The following is a 17811-nucleotide window of genomic DNA, read 5'->3' on the forward strand; positions in this document are numbered from 1 at the left end:
ATTGCGCTCCCTATACGCAATTGGTTGAAAAGGCTTAGGAGGACCGCAGATGGCACAGCTTAAGAAAATCCTGCTGGTGGATGATGACGAAGACCTGCGCGAAGCGCTGAGTGAGCAACTTGTGATGACAGAAGACTTCGATGTGTTCGAAGCCTCTGACGGCGCATCCGCGATGGAGCGTGCGCGCGAAGCGATTTATGATCTGGTCATTCTGGATGTCGGGCTGCCCGATACTGATGGCCGCGAGCTGTGCCGCCTGATGCGCAAGCAGGGTGTCAAAAGCCCGATCCTGATGCTGACGGGCCATGACAGCGATGCCGATACCATCCTTGGTCTGGATGCAGGGGCAAACGACTATGTGCCTAAGCCTTTCAAATTCCCGGTTCTTTTGGCCCGCATTCGCGCACAGCTGCGCCAGCATGAACAATCCGAGGACGCGGTCTTTGTGCTTGGCCCCTACACGTTCAAACCGGCCATGAAAATGCTGATGACCGAGGATGACAGAAAAATCCGCCTGACCGAGAAAGAGACGAATATTCTCAAGTTCCTCTACCGATCGACGGATGGTGTGGTGGCCCGCGATGTGCTGCTGCATGAGGTTTGGGGCTATAACGCCGGTGTCACCACCCATACGCTTGAAACCCACATCTATCGCCTGCGCCAGAAGATCGAGCCCGATCCGTCGAATGCGCGCCTTTTGGTCACAGAATCTGGCGGATATCGTTTGGTGTCTTGATCTGTGGTGGATTGACTTGGATCAAAGTGATACCCTGAAGGCATAATTAAGTTACTCCCATCCCGCGCATGTCCGGGTCATGACATGCACCTCCCTGTTGGACTGCCGGGCCTGATGGCCCGGCCTTTTTTTGTCGTGGCACTGCGACAAGACCCGCGCTAGGGTGCGCCAACCCGACAAAGGAAACGCCGCTCATGCCCTTCACCCTTGCGACTTGGAACATCAACTCGGTCCGTCTGCGCGAGCCTATCGTTCTGAAATTGCTGCAGGAAGAGGCCCCGGACGTCCTGTGCCTGCAAGAGTGCAAATCGCCTGTCGAGAAGATTCCGACCGAAGGCTTCGCCGCGCTGGGTTATACGCACATGATCGCGCGGGGGCAGAAGGGCTATAACGGCGTGGCAATCCTGTCCCGGTTGCCGATCGAGGAAGTGGGTGACAAGGATTTTGCCGGTCTCGGGCATGCGCGCCATATCGCGGGGCGGCTGGAGAATGGCGTGACCATCCACAATTTCTATGTCCCCGCCGGTGGCGATGTGCCGGACCGCGAGGTGAACGAGAAATTTGGCCAGAAACTGGATTACCTGACCGATATGCGCGACTGGTTCCACGCGGAGAAGCCAGAAAAGTCGATTCTGGTTGGCGACCTGAACATCGCCCCGCGCGAAGATGATGTGTGGTCGCACAAGCAACTGCTCAAGGTGGTTTCGCATACCCCGATCGAGGTGGAAACGCTGGCCGAGACGCAGGATGCAGGCGGCTGGGTCGATATCACCCGGCAGGATATCCCCGAAGGTCAGCTCTATAGCTGGTGGTCCTATCGCGCGCGCGATTGGGATGCTGCGGACAAGGGGCGCAGGCTGGATCATGTGTGGGCGACGCCCGATATCTCGAACGCGGGCCATTCCAGCCGCGTTCTGCGCGATGCCCGCGGATGGGAGAAACCCAGCGATCACGCGCCGGTTTTTGCGACATTCGACGTCTGATTGATGCAAAATCGCCCGATACAGCCCTTGGTTTCTGGTCCGAGCGACGGCATATAGGGCGCAAATACGAACCAGAGAGATAATGCCATGGACCTTCTGAACGGCGCAGCCAGCTCTGATACCACCGATCTGATCAAGGACGGGACCGAGGCCACCTTCATGGCCGATGTGGTCGAAGCTTCGCAAGAGATGCCGATCATCGTCGATTTCTGGGCCCCCTGGTGTGGTCCCTGTAAAACGCTGGGCCCCGCGCTGGAAGAGGCCGTGACTGCCGCCAAAGGCGCGGTCAAGATGGTCAAGATCAACGTGGATGAGGCGCAGATGATCGCAGGTCAGCTGCGCATTCAGTCGATCCCTACCGTTTATGCATTCCACAAGGGCCAGCCGATCGATGGGTTTCAGGGCGCTTTGCCGGGGTCCGAAATCAAGGCTTTCGTCGACCGTGTGATTGAAGCCGCGGGCGGCGAAAGCCCCGGTGGTCAGTTGGATGACGCGGTTCAGGCTGCCGAAGAGATGCTGACCGACGGGGCCGCCGTGGATGCGGCACAGACCTTTGCGGCGATTTTGGGCGAAGACGCCAACCATGCCGGTGCCTATGGCGGGCTGGTACGCGCGCATATCGCGCTGGGCGATCTGGATCAGGCCGAGGCGATCCTCAACGGCGCTCCGGCCGAAATTTCGACCTCGCCCGAGATCGAAGCGGCCCATGCGCAGTTGGAATTGGCCAAACAGGCCGCCGACGCGGGGCCCGTGGGTGAACTGACCGCAGCGGTCGAGGCCGAACCCGATAATCATCAGGCCCGGTTCGATCTGGCGCAAGCTCTGCACGCCAATGGTGATGTGGAAGAGGCAGTCGCCCAATTGCTGGAACTGTTCCGCCGCGATCGCGAGTGGAATGAGGGCGCGGCCAAGACGCAGCTGTTCACGATCTTCGACGCAGCCAAGCCCAATGATCCGATTGTCCTGAATGGACGGCGCAAGCTCAGCTCGATGATATTTGCCTAAAACCCGATCAGGGCTAGACTCGACTGTATGATGCATCCCGCTGATCTGCCGGACACGGTATCCGTGTTTCCTTTGCCCGGAGCGCTGTTGTTGCCCCGGTCCCGTTTGCCGCTGCATATTTTTGAGCCGCGTTATCTGCAGATGCTGGATGACGCGCTGAAAACGCCCGAGCGTTTGATCGGAATGGTACAGCCGAACACCTGTCAGGGCGATGAGACCAAGCTGCACAAAATCGGTTGTGCAGGTCGCATCACCCAGTTTTCGGAAACGGAAGATGGCCGTTACCTGATCACGCTCACTGGTATTTCACGTTTCCGCGTCCGGACCGAACTGGACAGTTTTACCCCGTATCGCCGCGCTTCGGTGTCTTGGGACGGGTTCGACCGCGATCTGGGCAAGGCCGAGGTGGATGACAGGTTGAATCGCGATCGGTTTCTGGCTTTGTTGGAGCGGTTTTTCGCCTCACGCCAGTTGTCCACCGATTGGGACACAATGAAGGATGCCGATGACGAGCTTTTGGTCAACTCGCTGTCGATGATGCTGGAGTTCGACCCGGAAGAAAAGCAAGCCCTGCTGGAAGCCCCCTGCCTGCGCACACGGCGCGAGACCCTGGTGACATTGATCGAATTCGCCATGCGCGGCGGATCGAGCGAGGAAAAACTGCAATGAGCGAAGCCGAAAACACCTTTGACCGTCATATGCTTGAGGCGTTGATTTGCCCACAGACTCACACGACCCTGCACTACGATGCTGAGCGGCAGGAACTGGTGTCCAAAGCCGCCGGTCTGGCCTTTCCCATCCGCAACTGCATCCCGGTGATGCTGGTGGATGAGGCGCGGGAACTAGATTAAATCGGACGACCCTGCAGCAGTTTCGGCAGGTCTCCGGTCAGGCCTGCAGCCTCGCGCACGAAACCGCGTCGCAGTCCGGGCAGCGATCCGACAATGCCCATACCGATATCCCGGCCCATGCGCAGTAGCGGATTGTCGTTCGAAAACAGCTTGTTGAACACATCCGTCGCCATCGCAAGCGAGGCTGTGTCGAACCGGCGCCACTCCTGATAACGCTCCAGCACGAGGGTCGAGCCGATATCCTCGCCACGTCGGCCTGCAAGGGTCAGAACCTCGGCCAAGGCCCCCACATCGCGCAGGCCTGCGTTCAGGCCTTGACCGGCGATCGGGTGCATCCCGTGGGCGGCGTCTCCGACCAAGGCCAGCCGGTCGGCGATGAAGGAATTGGCGATGGTCAGGTTCAGCGGATAAGTGAACCGGTCGCCCTGCAGGCTGATATCGCCAAGGAAATCGCCAAAGCGTGGGCGCAGGACCTGAAGGTAGTCGGCCTCGGACAGGGCGTTGATCTGGCCCGCGGTCTCGGTGCGTTCGCTCCATACGATGGAACTGCGGTTGCCGGTCAGCGGCAGAATTGCCAGCGGGCCGGGGGGCATGAAGAACTGATGGGCGATGCCGTGATGGGGCAGCTCGTGTTCGATGGCACAGACCAGAGCGGTCTGACCATAGTCCCAACCGGTCCGCTTGATCCCGGCCCGCGCGGCGGTGCCGCTGCGGCGACCGTCGCAGCCGACCAGAAGGCTGCCAGACAAGGTTGATCCGTCGTCCAGCGTCAGCGTTGCGCCGGTGGGCGAAGTGTCCTGAGACACCACCGTTTTGCCGCTGATCTCGGTGATCGCGTCCTGCTTGGCCATGGCCTCAAGAAAGGCGCGCCGCAAGTGGCGATCCTCGACCATATAGCCCATCGGGCCTTCCTCGATCTCGGCATGATCGAAATGCATGAAAAACGGTGAAGGACCCGCACCGGCATGGCCATCGGTGACCTTGATCTCAAGCATCGGCTGGGCGTGGTCCTCGACCCGTTCCCAAACGCCAATCGCGTCCAAGAGGCGTTGCGAGGCCAGCGCCAGCGCATAGGCGCGCCCGTCAAACGCCGCGTTCTTGCGAACCTTTTCGGCCAACGCGTCAATCACGGTGACCGAATGCCCGGTTTGGGCCAGCGCCAGTGCAAGGGCCGGGCCGTTCAGGCCACCGCCAACGATCAGGATGTCGGATCTGTGTTCCATGCGCTGCAATATGCGCGCCCTTTCGGGATTGTCCATGTGCGGTCCTGTCGCTACCGTCCGATCACGGATTTAGACGGGAGTGGGCAGGATGCAAGACTGGCTGACCATGACGGCCTGTGATTTGGGCCGTGGCATCGGAATGGGGCAGATCGATCCGGTCGAGTTGACCGAGACATACCTGAGCGCCATCGACGCCCACCCGCATCGGGATCGCATCTACGCCCGCGTCACCCATGAACGCGCCCGTGCCGAGGCCCAAGCAGCCCAAGAGCGCGCCAAGCTTGGCTTGCGCCGGTCCTTGCTGGATGGCGTTCCGATCAGTTGGAAAGACCTGTTCGATACAGCCGGTATCGGCACCGAGGCGGGCTCGGCCCTGCTGAAAGGCCGCGTGCCCGAGGCTGATGCAAAGGTCCTGCGCAACGCAACCGCCATGGGCACGGTCTGTCTGGGTAAGACGCACATGAGCGAATTGGCGTTCTCTGGTCTGGGCCTGAACCCGATCACGGCGACGCCGCCTTGTGTGAATGACGAAGACGCGGTGCCCGGGGGTTCTTCCTCGGGGGCCGGGGCCTCGGTCGCGTGGGGGCTTGCGGCCTGTGGTATTGGGTCCGACACCGGCGGGTCCGTGCGGATTCCGTCGGCGTGGAACGATCTGGTGGGCCTGAAAACCACGGCAGGGCGCGTCAGTCTTGAGGGCGTCGTGCCGCTGTGCCTGAAATTCGATACAGTCGGACCTCTGGCGCGGTCGGTCGAGGACGCCGCGCATATGCTGGCCGCACTTGAAGGCAAAACCCCGGCTGATCTGCGCGGGGTGTCCCTGAAAGGCCGCCGCTTTGCCGACCTGCAGAACGTGGTCAAGGACGATCTGCGCGAGGCTCCGGCCAAAGCCTATGACGATGCGCTGGCCCGTCTGAAAGAAGCCGGAGCCGAGATTGTCCCGCTTGAAGTGCCCGAGCTGAACGACGCGATGCGCTTGACAGGCGCGCTCTATACGACCGAAGCCTATGGACTGTGGCGCGACGTGATCGAGGCGAACCCCGAGGCGATGTATCCTGAAATCCTCGAACGGTTCCGCATGGGCAAGGGGTTCTCGGGGCCCGATTACGTGGCCGCATGGTCGAAACTGACCGCCTGCCGGCAGGCATGGGATGCTGCAACCGCCGGGTTTGACGCGGTGCTTGCACCGACGGCCCCGATCCTGCCGCCCAATCTGGACCGGCTGATGAACGATCATGACTACTATATCACCGAGAATCTCTTGTCCTTGCGCAACACACGGATCGGCAACCTGATGGGATTGGCGGCGCTGACCCTGCCCACGGGCACACCCGGCTGTGGGCTGATGATGCTGAGCTATCCGGGGTCGGAAGAGGCGCTGTTGCGGGTGGGATCAGCAGCCGAGGCCGCTTTGACCTGAATGCCACAATCCCCTGATTCGGAACCTCTTTGTCTGGACGAAGCAGGGCACGATCTGTAATCTGCCAAGAAACGGGGCGAAAAATGACCCCGATATTGAGGCAGTATCATGAATTTCCCCGAGCGGTTTTCGAACCTACCGGACTATGCATTCCCGCGTCTGCGCGCCCTGTTGGATCACCATCAGCCGGGCGGTGATGTCGTTCACATGACCATTGGCGAGCCTAAGCACGATTTCCCGTCTTGGGTGACCGACGTGATCATGGAAAACGCCGCAGGCTTTCAGGGTTATCCCCCGAACGAAGGCTCGCCCGCGCTGCGCGGGGCAATCGCGGACTGGGTCAACCGCCGCTATGGCGTGTCGATGGATGCGGACACCAATGTGATGGCGCTGAACGGCACGCGCGAGGGGCTTTACAATGCCGCAATGGCGCTGTGCCCCGAGCAGAAGAACGGCCAGCAGCCGATCATCCTATGCCCGAACCCGTTTTATCAGGTCTATATGGTCGCCTCGATCTCGGTTCAGGCGCAGCCCTATTTTGTGCCCGCGACCGCTGCGACCGGCCATCTGCCGGATTATGCGGGCCTGCCCGAAGAGGTGCTGAACCGCACCGCCGTGGCCTATATCTGTTCGCCCGCGAACCCGCAGGGGGCGGTCGCCTCGCGCGACTACTGGGCTGAACTGATCCAATTGGCCGAGAAATACGATTTCCGCATCTTTACGGATGAATGCTATTCCGAGATCTATCGCGATACGGCCCCGGTCGGTGCGCTGACCGTTGCGCAGGAACTGGGCGCGGACCCCGAGCGCGTGACGCTGTTCAACTCGCTGTCCAAGCGTTCAAATCTGGCTGGGTTGCGGTCAGGCCTGATCGCAGGCGGGCCCGAGACGATCAGCCGGGTCAAACTGCTGCGCAGCTATGCGGGTGCGCCGCTGCCCGCACCCTTGCAGGCCGCCGCCGCCAAGGTTTGGGCGGATGAGGCGCATGTGCAGGAAAACCGCGCGCTTTATCAGGAAAAATACGCCATCGCGGATGAGGTTTTCGCAGGCGTGCAGGGCTATATGCCCCCCGAGGCCGGGTTCTTCCTGTGGCTGCCAGTCGAAAACGGCGAAGAAACGGCATTGAAGCTTTGGCAAGAGACCGGGGTTCGGGTTCTGCCGGGGGCGTATCTTTCTCAAGGTGATCCGGGGCAAAACCCGGGCGAGCAATTTATCCGGGTCGCCATGGTGGCCCCAAAAACAGAGATGAAGCGCGGGCTGATCACGCTCCGCGACTGCATCTATTCGTGAGGTACGAGGGCAAAATGGCATCATTGAACGCGCGCAACCGCGATCCGTTACTGGACAGCACGACTCAGGCCGCGATCGAGCGGCGCAGCAAGGAACTCATCGGGATCGCCCTGATCCTGTTGGGCCTAGCTTCTGCCGCGATGGTCTGGTCCTATACGCCGGACGATCCGAACTGGATGGTGTCGACCGACGCAGCCGTACAGAACTGGATGGGACGCGTAGGTGCCTCGATCGCTGCGCCGTTGTTCATGATCGTGGGCTGGGGCAGCTTTGGTCTGGCGCTGGTTCTGGTCACATGGGGTGTGCGTTTCGCTGGTCATTTCGGCGAGGACCGTGCGATTGCCCGCCTGATTTTCGCTCCGATCTGGATCGCCGTTTTGGCAGTTTATGCCGCGACCTTGGTGCCCGGAACCGAGTGGCGCGCAACGCATAGCTATGGGCTGGGCGGCCTGTTTGGCGACACTGTGATGGGGGCATTGCTGACGCTGCTGCCGATCTCGTCGCATTTTCTGGTCAAGCTGATGTCGCTGGCGATGGCGGTTGGAATGCTGGCGCTGGGCGTGTTTGTGCTGGGCTTTACCAAAGCGGACGTGCGCAAGGGGTTCCGCGCCTTCCTGCTGGGCCTCGTCATGGCCTATGATCTGTTGATGAACGCTTTGGGCCGGGGCGCTTCGGCGACCGCGCAGGCGGCGCGGGATCGTCGGGCGCAATGGGCCGAACGTCGCGCCGAGCGCGATGTGCCACTGCAAGCCGAATTTGACGATGATCTGGCCTATGCCGACCCGATCTTCGAAGAACCCGCGTTGGAAAACCCTGAGCCCGAGCCAAAACTTGGCCTTCTGGCGCGGATGCCCTCGTTGATCCGTCGCCCCGACCCGATGCCCGAGCCCGAACTGATCGATCCCGTCGCGGTCGAGGGCTACTATGACATGCCCAAAGAGGATCGCATCCGGTCCAAAATCTCGGCTGCGGTGCGCAACCGCAAGGTTGCCGCCGGAGAGATGGCCCCCGAGCCTGATCCGAACCTGCCGCTGACCAAGGGGCGCGGACGTGGGCCTGACCCGTTGATCCTGAATGCGGGCGCGGCAGATGAGTTGCCGCCAGAGCCGCCGGTGACCTCGTCGATGCTGCCGTCTGAGCCGCCGCTGACCGCGAGCCCCCAGGCGGATTGGCAGATGCAGCAGGACTATGTAGCTGACGCTGATTATGCCGAGCCTGACTATGACGACGAGGCTGTGTTCGAGGAGCCTGCCCCGCAACCGCGTCAGGCCATGAAGATCCCCGTCGCCGAGCCGCGCAAACCGGTTGTTGCTCAGCCCGTGCGCCGCGCACCCCCTCCTTCGCGCCGGGCACAGGCCGAGGCGCAGCCCGCGTTGTCATTCGAAGACAAGCATTCCGATTTCGAACTGCCCCCGCTGGGTCTGCTGTCCAACCCGGCCAGCATTCAGCGCCATCACCTCAGTGATGAGGCGTTGGAAGAAAACGCGCGGATGCTGGAAAACGTGCTGGACGACTATGGTGTGAAGGGTGAGATCGTCAGCGTTCGACCGGGTCCCGTGGTGACCATGTATGAACTGGAACCCGCGCCGGGTCTGAAGGCCAGCCGTGTGATTGGTCTGGCCGACGACATCGCGCGGTCCATGTCCGCGCTTTCGGCGCGGGTTTCGACCCTGCCGGGGCGTTCGGTCATCGGCATCGAACTGCCCAATGAAAACCGCGAGATGGTGGTGCTGCGCGAAATCCTTGCCAGCCGCGATTTCGGCGATGGCAACCATGCGCTGCCGCTGGCCTTGGGCAAGGATATCGGGGGTGAGTCCGTTGTGGCGAACCTTGCGAAAATGCCTCACCTGCTGATCGCGGGGACCACGGGGTCCGGTAAATCGGTGGCGATCAACACGATGATCCTGTCGCTGCTGTATAAGCTGACGCCGGACGAATGCCGCCTGATTATGATCGACCCCAAAATGCTGGAGCTGTCCGTCTATGACGGCATCCCCCATCTACTCTCGCCTGTTGTGACCGACCCGAAAAAGGCGGTTGTCGCTTTGAAATGGGTCGTGGGCGAGATGGAAGACCGCTATCGCAAGATGTCCAAAATGGGCGTGCGCAACATCGCGGGCTACAATGGCCGCGTGAAAGATGCGCTGGCCAAGGGCGAGATGTTCAGCCGCACGGTCCAGACCGGATTCGACGATGAAACCGGTGAGCCGATGTTCGAGACCGAGGAATTCGCGCCCGAGTCGATGCCTTATATCGTCGTCATCGTTGACGAGATGGCCGACCTGATGATGGTCGCGGGCAAGGAAATCGAGGCCTGTATTCAAAGGCTGGCGCAGATGGCGCGGGCTTCGGGTATTCACCTGATCATGGCTACGCAGCGCCCATCGGTTGACGTGATCACCGGCACGATCAAGGCGAACTTCCCGACCCGGATCTCGTTCCAGGTGACGTCGAAAGTCGACAGCCGCACCATTCTGGGCGAGATGGGCGCCGAGCAACTGCTGGGGCAGGGCGACATGCTCTATATGGCGGGAGGTGCCAAGATCACCCGTTGCCACGGGCCATTCGTTTCGGATGAAGAGGTCGAAGAAATCGTCAACCACCTCAAACAGTTCGGACCGCCGGACTACATGAGCGGTGTGGTCGATGGCCCGGCCGAGGAAAAGGCCGATAATATCGACGCCGTTCTGGGTCTGAATACCGGTGGCAACACCAATGGTGAGGATGCTCTGTACGATCAGGCGGTGGCGATTGTGATCAAGGATCGCAAATGCTCGACCTCATACATTCAGCGGAAACTTGCCATCGGCTACAACAAAGCCGCCCGGCTGGTTGAGCAGATGGAGGACGAAGGCGTTGTTTCCGGGGCAAATCACGTGGGCAAACGCGAAATCCTCGTCCCCGAGCAATAGGATATTTAATAACAAGGGCAGAGCGCTTATCTGGGTCTCATGAAACAGATTGCTTTTGCCCTTGCTCTGACACTGGCGGCACCCGCCGCATGGGCGGCTGAGAAGCTGCCATTGTCACAGATTTCGAACTATCTGAACCAGTTGAAAACGGTTCAGACCACGTTCACCCAGGTGAATGATGATGGCTCGCTAAGCACCGGAAAGCTGTGGTTGCAGCGACCGGGAAAGATGCGGTTCGAATATGACCCGCCCAATAGCGCAGTTGTGCTGGCACGGGCTGGAACCGTGCAGATATTTGATCCCAAATCAAACCAACCGCCTGAACAATACCCGCTCAAACGCACGCCGTTGTCGTTGGTGCTGGCGCGTAACGTCAATCTGGGGCAGGCCAATATGGTGGTTGGTCACGACTTTGACGGAACGGCAACGGTCGTGACGGCTCAGGACCCGAAGAACCCGGAAAGCGGTCGGATCGAGCTGATGTTTACCGCAAATCCGGTTGAGCTGCGTAAATGGGTGATTCACGACAATGCGGGCAGTCAAACGACTGTCCTGTTGGGACCGCTGGCCGATACTGGTGATCTCGATCAGCGCGTGTTTTCCAGCAAGACCAGAATCGGGTCAGACAACCGCTGACCCGACCGGCATCAATAGCGGCAATTGGCCAATTGCGCCTGATATAGCTGAGCCCGTGAGTCGACATCGCTTGCCACGTTGAGCAGCCATGATTTGCTGTTGTAGCTGCCGCGCGCAAAGCCAGTGTGGCCTTCGTGATAAGCCAGATACTGATTGCGTGTGTCGCTGGGGTGAATGCCGTTCCGCTCGTAGCTTTTGTTCATGTACCAGCCGATGAAATCGGACGCATCGCGGATGCGATCCCGCTTGGCCCGGCGCTTGCCGGTCTCGCGCTGATATTCTTCCCAAGTGCCGTCCAGCGCCTGACCGTATCCATAGGCGCTGCTTTGACGACCCATCGGAATGACGCCCAGAACGTACTTGTGTGGCGTGCGCGCGTCATGGCGATAGCGGCTTTCCTGATAAATCGTGGCCATCTGAACGTGAACGGGGACGCCCCATTTCCGCTCGGTGCTTTTGAAGGCTTTGATGTAATCCGGTTTCTCACGCGCAATGCTGCACGCGTCATTCAGTCTGCTGGGCGGTTGCTTACCACCACCGCCACAGGATGCCAAAAGCAGCACCCCGAAGAGTACGAAAAGAATTCTGCTCATGTGCCTCGTGCCTTTTTTCTTTATTCTAACGCAGATTGAGCGTCGATGGAATCACAATCGCTACAGAATAATCGCTAGAATTATAGGCAGTGCGGCGACGGACAGAACGGTTGAGACCATGACCATCCCGGCCACAGCATCTGCATCCGCCTCGAATCGTTCGGCCAGCAGGTAAGAGGTAACCGCAACCGGCGTGCACATCTGTAGAACGAGCACCCCGAACGCGATCGGCCCCAACTCGAAACCTGCCGCAATGACCCAGCCCAGCCCAAAGCAGACGGATAGTTTCAGCAGTGACAGCCAAATGGCCTGTCGCAATTTCTGTGTGGTCAGGCGGGCAATCGCGACGCCAACGGTAATCAACATCAACGGCACGGCCATCTGTCCCAGTAGATCCAGCGTATTTGTCAAGAACAGCGGCGTTTCCCATCCGCGCCATAGGAACAGGGCCCCCAAGAGAGTGCCCCAGACCATCGGCTCGCGCAGGACCCTGCCAAAAGCACCGCGTCCGGCGACAAGATAGATTCCGTAGGTGAATGAAAAGAGCGCGGTCACAGCAAGGAAAATCACCGCATAACCCAGTCCTGCCTGACCAAAGGCAAAGATGCAGAGGGGCAGACCTAGATTGCCGGTATTGCCAAAGATCAGCGGGGCCAGATAGGTGCGTTGCTCCATCCCGGTGACACGGACGAAAACCCAGAACACGCCCGCAAGCGCAACATGCGATGCGATGGCGGCGAGTGTGAACATCGTCAGCTCTCCGCCCGGAATATCGGTCTGCATCAGCGCCACGAAGATCAGGCTGGGCACTGCCAACGTCACCGCAAGGCGGGTAACGAACTCCAGCCGGTATTCGAATCCCAGCTTTACCCAGACAAAACCAATGCCTGACAAAAGGAACACAGGGGCCACGATTTCGAACACTGTCAGTAGAAGGTTCACAGACTGTTTCCCCGAATTTCAGTTCAATGATTGGCTTTTGCGCCCGAAACGATGTAGTAACCTCTTTGGGGGCTGAAACAATGCTAAAGACACAAGCCAAGTACCGCCTGGGACAGGTGGTTCGACATCGTAGACACCCGTTTCGCGGGGTGATTTTTGATGTCGATCCGGAATTTTCGAACTCTGAGGAATGGTATCAGGCCATCCCGGAAGACAGCCGTCCGCTGAAGGATCAACCGTTCTACCATCTGCTGGCAGAGAATGATCAATCCTTCTATGTGGCTTATGTTTCTGAACAAAATCTGGTTGAGGACCAATCCGGAGAACCGGTGGACCACCCTGACATCCCGAATATGTTTGGTCCGTTTCAGGACGGATCCTATCCGCTGCATTTCCAGCTGAACTGAACTCCGCCGCGCGGCGTCTAGACTTAGTAGCCAAGCGCGCATCCGTCCTTGCGCGGATCACTGGCGCCTTCCAGAATTCCGGTCTCAAGGATTCGAATGGCTTGCGCGCCTCCGAGCGGAGTTTCCGGGGTTTCGATAATGTGCCCGAGATCGGCCAATTGTTCGCAGGTCGCGTCCGAATAACCACGTTCGAGCTTCAGCACTCCACCATCTGCAAACGCACGCGGCATATCAACTGCCGCCTGCAGCCCCAATTCATAGTCCGACAGGTTCGAAATCAACCTGGCATGGCCTGTGGGTTGATAAGCTCCTCCCATGACGCCGAACGGCATGAGAACCCGCCCATTCTGTCGTAAAAGACCGGGGATGATAGTGTGCATCGGACGCTTGCCACCGCCCAACTCGTTCGGATGCCCCCGTTCCAGCGTAAAGCCGGCACCGCGATTTTGCAGCAAGATACCGAATTTCTCGGATGCGATACCTGATCCGAAACCATGATAAATCGAGTAGATCAGAGACACGGCCATGCGATCCCGATCAACGACAGTGATATAAACCGTGTCTTTGTGAACGGTTTCAGTCAGCGGCGCGGCGGCGGGCAGGGCGCGGTCCAGCTTGATCAGCGACGCAAGCTTGGCCGCCGTTTCGGGGGCCAGAAAATGCGCCATTCGGTCAGTATGATCGGGGTCGGCAATAAAGCGGTTACGGGCATCATAGGCCAGTTTGCTCGCTTCGGCTTCTATATGTATGCGCTGCGCGCCGTCGGGGGGCAGGGCCGCCAGATCGAAGTGTTTCAGGATGTTAAGAAGCAGGATGGCGGTTGCACCTTGCCCGTTCGGCGGATGCTCGACCAGCTCAAACCCGCCATAGCTACCGCAAAGGGGTGTGGTCTCCTCGCATTGAACGGCTTCGAAATCTTCAATCGTATGAACACCGCCGCGGTCGGTCAGGGCGTTCAGCATATCTTCGGCAACCTCGCCTGAATAAAAGGCCTCGCGCCCGTGTTTGGCGATGCGGCGCAGAACCTCCGCCTGCCCTGGTGCGCGAAATACCTGTCCGGTTGTCAGCGGTTTGCCGTCGTTCAGATAATGCCGCTGCGCTGCACCTGTCAGCGTTGCAGCTCCGTTTTTCCAGTCAAAAGCCACGCGCGGGGCCACGGGAACGCCGGTTTCAGCATAGTGGATTGCCGGTTCCAGAATCGCTTCGATCCCGATCCGCCCTTCGGTCTGTGCCAGATGGCAGAAAGCGTCCACCGCGCCGGGCAGCGTAACCGCATCGGGACGGTCCAGCGGCATCACGGTCAGCCCCCGATCCCGCAGGGCCTGCGCTGTCGCGCCCATGGGTGCCCTGCCAGATCCGTTTAGTGCCCGTGCAGTATGCTCTCCCGCTCGGTTGTACAGAACAAAACAATCTCCGCCCAAACCCGTCATCTGCGGTTCGCAAATACCCAAAAGCACCGCGCCCGCGATCGCGGCATCCATTGCGTTGCCGCCGCGCTGCAGGATGTCCAACGCCACCTTGGCCGCCAGTGGATGAGAGGTTGCACACATCCCTTCGGTCGCCAGAACCTCTGATCGGCCAGCGTAGTGAAAATCGCGCATGGGTCTTTCCTTCTGCAAACACGCAAACACTACGCGGCAGTCGGAAATTGTCCAATCATATCAGAGAGAGGAGGTCCTCGGCGCCATTCACTGGGTGGGGGCTGTGAGGTTAGGCGCCGAGGGAAGCTATCTGAGCTACCCCTTGTTTTTGACCTTTGTTTGCGGCGCGACAATGGTTCGATCGCGGCGTTATTGTGACCATTTCGTGCGCATCATGGCGCATCCTTAAAGTCAAAACGCAACAGCAACAGGTTGCTGCCGCCCTTCCGCTCATAGTGTATCTCGCTGGCGAGTTGCTGGATCAGGAACCAGCCGAACCCGCCTTCAGGCAGGTTCTGAACTGTGGTGTTCACCGATGCGGGTATCCCTTCGGGCGGTTTCAGATCGGGCATCGGCTTGCCGGTATCAGCGATCCGGATGACCAGCCGATTCTGGCAGAGCCTGCAATCGACCTGAATGTCTGCTGGCGCAATTCCGGCATAGGCATGCTCCACCACGTTATTGATCGCTTCGGCCAATGCGATCTTGACTTCATCTGCCCGATCTTTTGGCAAGCCATGTGCCGCCAGTCGTGCGCAAAGCGTGGCGATCCCCCGACTGGCCTGCGTTTCTGTGGCTAGAAAGCTGACATCCAGGCAGCCCTGTTCACGTTCCGAGGCCACGCCGTCCCCTCCCACAGGTCAATCGGAGCCTTCAGCCATCGCGTCTTCCAGCGATGCAAACAGACGAAAGACCGTGTCCATGCGGGTCAGACGGAACACTTTTTCGACAATCGGATGCAGTCCCGCCAGATCCAGCCGCCGCCCTTGTCCAAGCTGCTTCATCGAGGCCACGATCGCCCCCAGACCGCTGGAATCGATGAACTCGACCGAGGAGAGGTCCAGAACCACCCTTGGGGCGTCCGACTGCGTCTGCGCGCGCATGTCTTCCTTGAATTGAATCGCCATTGCCGCATCAATGCGGTCGCAATGGACCGAGATCACCTGAGTATTGCCGGTCGTGCTGCTGCTCAGCCCCATGGTCAACCGCCCTTTGCATTGCGATAAGATCGTAGAAATACGCTAGACGGCAATTCTTACCATTCGGTATCCAAGGGTCGAAAATCTCAGGGAGGCGTTAGATGAAAGAAGTTGTGATCGCAGGGGCCGCGCGAACGCCGATGGGCGGGTTTCAGGGCATGTTCGATGGCGTCCCCGCTGCGGAACTGGGCGGTACCGCGATCCGGGCCGCGTTGCAGGGCGCGGGTTTAAGCACCGCGGATGAGGTGCTGATGGGCTGTGTTCTGCCTGCGGGGCAGGGTCAGGCCCCGGCGCGTCAGGCCGGTTTTGCCGCAGGTCTTGGCGAAGAGGTGCCCGCCACGACGCTCAACAAGATGTGTGGTTCGGGGATGAAGGCGGCGATGATGGCGTTCGACCAGATCGCGTTGGGGCAGGCCAACACCATGATTGCGGGTGGGATGGAGAGCATGACGAACGCCCCTTACCTGCTGCCCAAGATGCGCGGCGGGGCGCGGATCGGTCACGGACAAGTTGTGGATCACATGTTTTTGGACGGGCTCGAGGACGCCTATGACAAAGGCCGCTTGATGGGCACCTTTGCCGAAGACTGCGCCGAATCCTACCAGTTTACCCGCGAGGCGCAGGATGAATACGCCCTGAAATCGCTCTCGAACGCGCTGGCGGCGCAAGACAGCGACGCGTTCGATCTTGAAATCACCCCTGTCACGATCCAGACGCGTAAGGGCGAGGTGGTTTTGCAGTCTGACGAGCAGCCAAAATCAGCCCGGCCCGAGAAAATCCCGACCCTCAAACCGGCGTTCCGCAAAGACGGGACAGTGACGGCGGCCAATTCCTCCTCCATCTCGGACGGGGCTGCCGCACTGGTTCTGGCCTCCGCCGATGCGGCCGAAGCGCAGGGTCTGACAGTCCGCGCGCGCATTCTGGGCCATGCCAGCCATGCGCAGGCGCCGGGCCTTTTCACCACCGCGCCGGTGCCCGCCGCGCAAAAGCTGCTCGACCGTCTGGGGTGGTCGACGGAAGATGTCGATCTGTGGGAGGTGAACGAGGCCTTCGCCGTGGTCCCAATGGCCTTCATGCGCGAAATGGGCCTGCCGCGTGACAAGGTCAACGTCAACGGCGGAGCCTGCGCGCTGGGCCACCCGATCGGAGCCTCCGGCGCGCGCATCATGGTGACACTGCTGAACGCGCTGGAAAAACGAAACCTCAGACGGGGTATCGCTGCGATTTGCATCGGTGGCGGCGAAGGCACCGCCATCGCCATCGAACGCGTTTGACCCTTCATCTTTTTCGAAATACTCCGGGGGTGAATTGAGCCATAGGCTCAAGAGGGGGCAGCGCCCCCTTGCCCCTGTTCAAAGAAGCACCGCCATGACCGCCGATTACACCACGCTCGCCAAAACCATCGCCGCCCTGACCGAGGGGGAAACCGACCCGATCGCCCTGATGGCTACGGTCACCTGCGAGGTGCATCATTCAGATGACCGCTTCGACTGGACGGGATTCTACCGTGTTACAGAACCGGAACTGCTAAAGATCGGCCCATATCAGGGCGGCCACGGCTGCCTCGTGATTCCGTTCAGCCGAGGCGTCTGTGGCGCGGCAGCACGCACGGGTGAGATACAACTCGTCCCGGATGTCGAGGCGTTCCCAGGTCACATCGCCTGCGCCTCGTCCACGCGCTCTGAACTGGTCCTGCCGGTGCGCAACGCAGCAGGCGAGGTTATCGCGGTGTTCGACATCGACAGCGATCAGCCCGATGCGTTTACGGATGAGGACGCCAGCGCGCTCACGGCGATTCTGGCGACTGTTTTTGCGCGCTGAGCGTATCTGTCAAAGCCCGACACCAAGGCCTTTTGACAGGATCAGGTAGACCAGAGCAGCCTGCAGCCCCATAATCGCAAACAGCCAGACCCCAAACCGGCGCTTGCGTGTCTTGTGCGCGAAAATCCAGCGCCCCAGCACCGCACCGGGGCTACCGCCAAGGGCGGCCAGCCACAATAACCGGTACTCGGGTATGCGGCGCTTCCTGCGGCGCGCGCGCAGTTTGTCCCAGCCAAAAGCCAGCAAAGTCAAGACGTTGAGCCCCCAGAGATAGATGACCGCGATCCACATTCGGCCTGCATAACCAACTTGCTTCCTGCACCCAAGTGAAAAAATGCTTGGAAATTTCATCGATTCGAGGCACCGTGAAATTCG

19 protein-coding genes are annotated in these 17811 nt (G+C 60.0%); 12 read left to right on the top strand and 7 right to left on the bottom strand.

Features of this window, described 5'->3' with window-relative positions; genetic code table 11:
* The first annotated feature begins 49 nt into the window (after window positions 1-49).
* From ACR0KM_RS09640 to ACR0KM_RS09660, 5 genes are all read left to right on the top strand, one after another.
* Window positions 50-736 (top strand): response regulator transcription factor, encoded by a 687-nt coding sequence (locus tag ACR0KM_RS09640; RefSeq protein ID WP_480824543.1) that lies wholly within the window; start codon window positions 50-52, stop codon window positions 734-736.
* 194 nt (window positions 737-930) lie between these two features.
* Window positions 931-1719: an exodeoxyribonuclease III gene (locus ACR0KM_RS09645; RefSeq protein ID WP_480858858.1), complete on the top strand. Its 789-nt coding sequence runs from the start codon at window positions 931-933 to the stop codon at window positions 1717-1719.
* Window positions 1720-1806: 87 nt separating this feature from the next.
* Window positions 1807-2724, top strand: coding sequence for a tetratricopeptide repeat protein (locus tag ACR0KM_RS09650; protein WP_480858860.1), 918 nt, complete (start codon window positions 1807-1809; stop codon window positions 2722-2724).
* A gap of 27 nt (window positions 2725-2751) precedes the next feature.
* Complete coding sequence (locus tag ACR0KM_RS09655; RefSeq protein ID WP_480824549.1) at window positions 2752-3393, top strand: LON peptidase substrate-binding domain-containing protein; 642 nt, start codon at window positions 2752-2754, stop codon at window positions 3391-3393.
* Complete coding sequence (locus ACR0KM_RS09660) at window positions 3390-3575, top strand: Trm112 family protein (protein ID WP_480858862.1); 186 nt, start codon at window positions 3390-3392, stop codon at window positions 3573-3575. The genes ACR0KM_RS09655 and ACR0KM_RS09660 overlap by 4 nt, the downstream gene beginning before the upstream one ends.
* Here the strand turns inward: ACR0KM_RS09660 and ACR0KM_RS09665 are convergent.
* Entirely contained in the window at window positions 3572-4834 is a 1263-nt protein-coding gene (locus ACR0KM_RS09665; protein ID WP_480858864.1) for an FAD-dependent monooxygenase, read from the bottom strand. The two genes, ACR0KM_RS09660 and ACR0KM_RS09665, sit on opposite strands and share 4 nt — an antisense overlap.
* Window positions 4835-4886: 52 nt before the next feature.
* Between ACR0KM_RS09665 and ACR0KM_RS09670 the strand changes: the two genes are divergently transcribed.
* The 4 genes from ACR0KM_RS09670 (at window position 4887) to ACR0KM_RS09685 (ending at window position 11053) form a co-directional block, all read left to right on the top strand.
* Window positions 4887-6215 carry an amidase gene (locus ACR0KM_RS09670; protein WP_480858865.1) on the top strand — a complete coding sequence of 443 codons (1329 nt, stop codon included), beginning with the start codon at window positions 4887-4889 and terminating at the stop codon, window positions 6213-6215.
* A gap of 108 nt (window positions 6216-6323) precedes the next feature.
* A complete protein-coding gene (locus ACR0KM_RS09675; RefSeq protein ID WP_480858867.1) occupies window positions 6324-7505 on the top strand; it encodes an aminotransferase class I/II-fold pyridoxal phosphate-dependent enzyme in 1182 nt (393 codons plus the stop codon).
* Window positions 7506-7519: 14 nt separating this feature from the next.
* Complete coding sequence (locus ACR0KM_RS09680) at window positions 7520-10417, top strand: DNA translocase FtsK (RefSeq protein WP_480858868.1); 2898 nt, start codon at window positions 7520-7522, stop codon at window positions 10415-10417.
* 39 nt (window positions 10418-10456) lie between these two features.
* Entirely contained in the window at window positions 10457-11053 is a 597-nt protein-coding gene (locus ACR0KM_RS09685) for a LolA family protein (protein ID WP_480824561.1), read from the top strand.
* A gap of 11 nt (window positions 11054-11064) precedes the next feature.
* On the opposite strand, the gene ACR0KM_RS09690 is transcribed toward ACR0KM_RS09685, so the two are convergent.
* Window positions 11065-11646, bottom strand: coding sequence for a transglycosylase SLT domain-containing protein (locus ACR0KM_RS09690; RefSeq protein WP_480858871.1), 582 nt, complete (start codon window positions 11644-11646; stop codon window positions 11065-11067).
* A 60-nt stretch (window positions 11647-11706) separates the two neighbouring features.
* Entirely contained in the window at window positions 11707-12588 is an 882-nt protein-coding gene (locus tag ACR0KM_RS09695) for an AEC family transporter (protein WP_480858872.1), read from the bottom strand.
* An 80-nt stretch (window positions 12589-12668) separates the two neighbouring features.
* Here ACR0KM_RS09695 and hspQ point away from each other — a divergent pair, with 80 nt between their 5' ends.
* The gene (gene hspQ / locus ACR0KM_RS09700) at window positions 12669-12995 is read left to right on the top strand and encodes a heat shock protein HspQ (protein WP_170398818.1); all 327 of its coding nucleotides are present in this window, start codon (window positions 12669-12671) and stop codon (window positions 12993-12995) included.
* A gap of 23 nt (window positions 12996-13018) precedes the next feature.
* On the opposite strand, the gene ACR0KM_RS09705 is transcribed toward hspQ, so the two are convergent.
* From ACR0KM_RS09705 to ACR0KM_RS09715, 3 genes are all read right to left on the bottom strand, one after another.
* On the bottom strand, window positions 13019-14596 hold the full coding sequence (locus ACR0KM_RS09705; RefSeq protein WP_480858874.1) for a gamma-glutamyltransferase family protein: 1578 nt from the start codon (window positions 14594-14596) through the stop codon (window positions 13019-13021).
* Window positions 14597-14808: 212 nt separating this feature from the next.
* On the bottom strand, window positions 14809-15258 hold the full coding sequence (locus tag ACR0KM_RS09710; RefSeq protein WP_480858876.1) for an ATP-binding protein: 450 nt from the start codon (window positions 15256-15258) through the stop codon (window positions 14809-14811).
* 18 nt (window positions 15259-15276) lie between these two features.
* Complete coding sequence (locus tag ACR0KM_RS09715; protein ID WP_480824571.1) at window positions 15277-15615, bottom strand: STAS domain-containing protein; 339 nt, start codon at window positions 15613-15615, stop codon at window positions 15277-15279.
* Between the two features lie 101 nt (window positions 15616-15716).
* On the opposite strand from ACR0KM_RS09715, the gene ACR0KM_RS09720 reads away from it, so the two are divergent.
* Together ACR0KM_RS09720 and ACR0KM_RS09725 are read left to right on the top strand one after the other, a co-directional pair.
* Window positions 15717-16889, top strand: a complete 1173-nt coding sequence (locus tag ACR0KM_RS09720) for a thiolase family protein (protein ID WP_480858878.1) — start codon at window positions 15717-15719, stop codon at window positions 16887-16889.
* A gap of 94 nt (window positions 16890-16983) precedes the next feature.
* Complete coding sequence (locus ACR0KM_RS09725) at window positions 16984-17436, top strand: GAF domain-containing protein (RefSeq protein ID WP_480858880.1); 453 nt, start codon at window positions 16984-16986, stop codon at window positions 17434-17436.
* A 9-nt stretch (window positions 17437-17445) separates the two neighbouring features.
* On the opposite strand, the gene ACR0KM_RS09730 is transcribed toward ACR0KM_RS09725, so the two are convergent.
* A complete protein-coding gene (locus tag ACR0KM_RS09730) occupies window positions 17446-17727 on the bottom strand; it encodes a DUF1294 domain-containing protein (RefSeq protein ID WP_480858882.1) in 282 nt (93 codons plus the stop codon).
* Window positions 17728-17811 lie beyond the last annotated feature (84 nt).

The sequence above is a fragment of the Ruegeria sp. G10 genome (assembly GCF_056533645.1).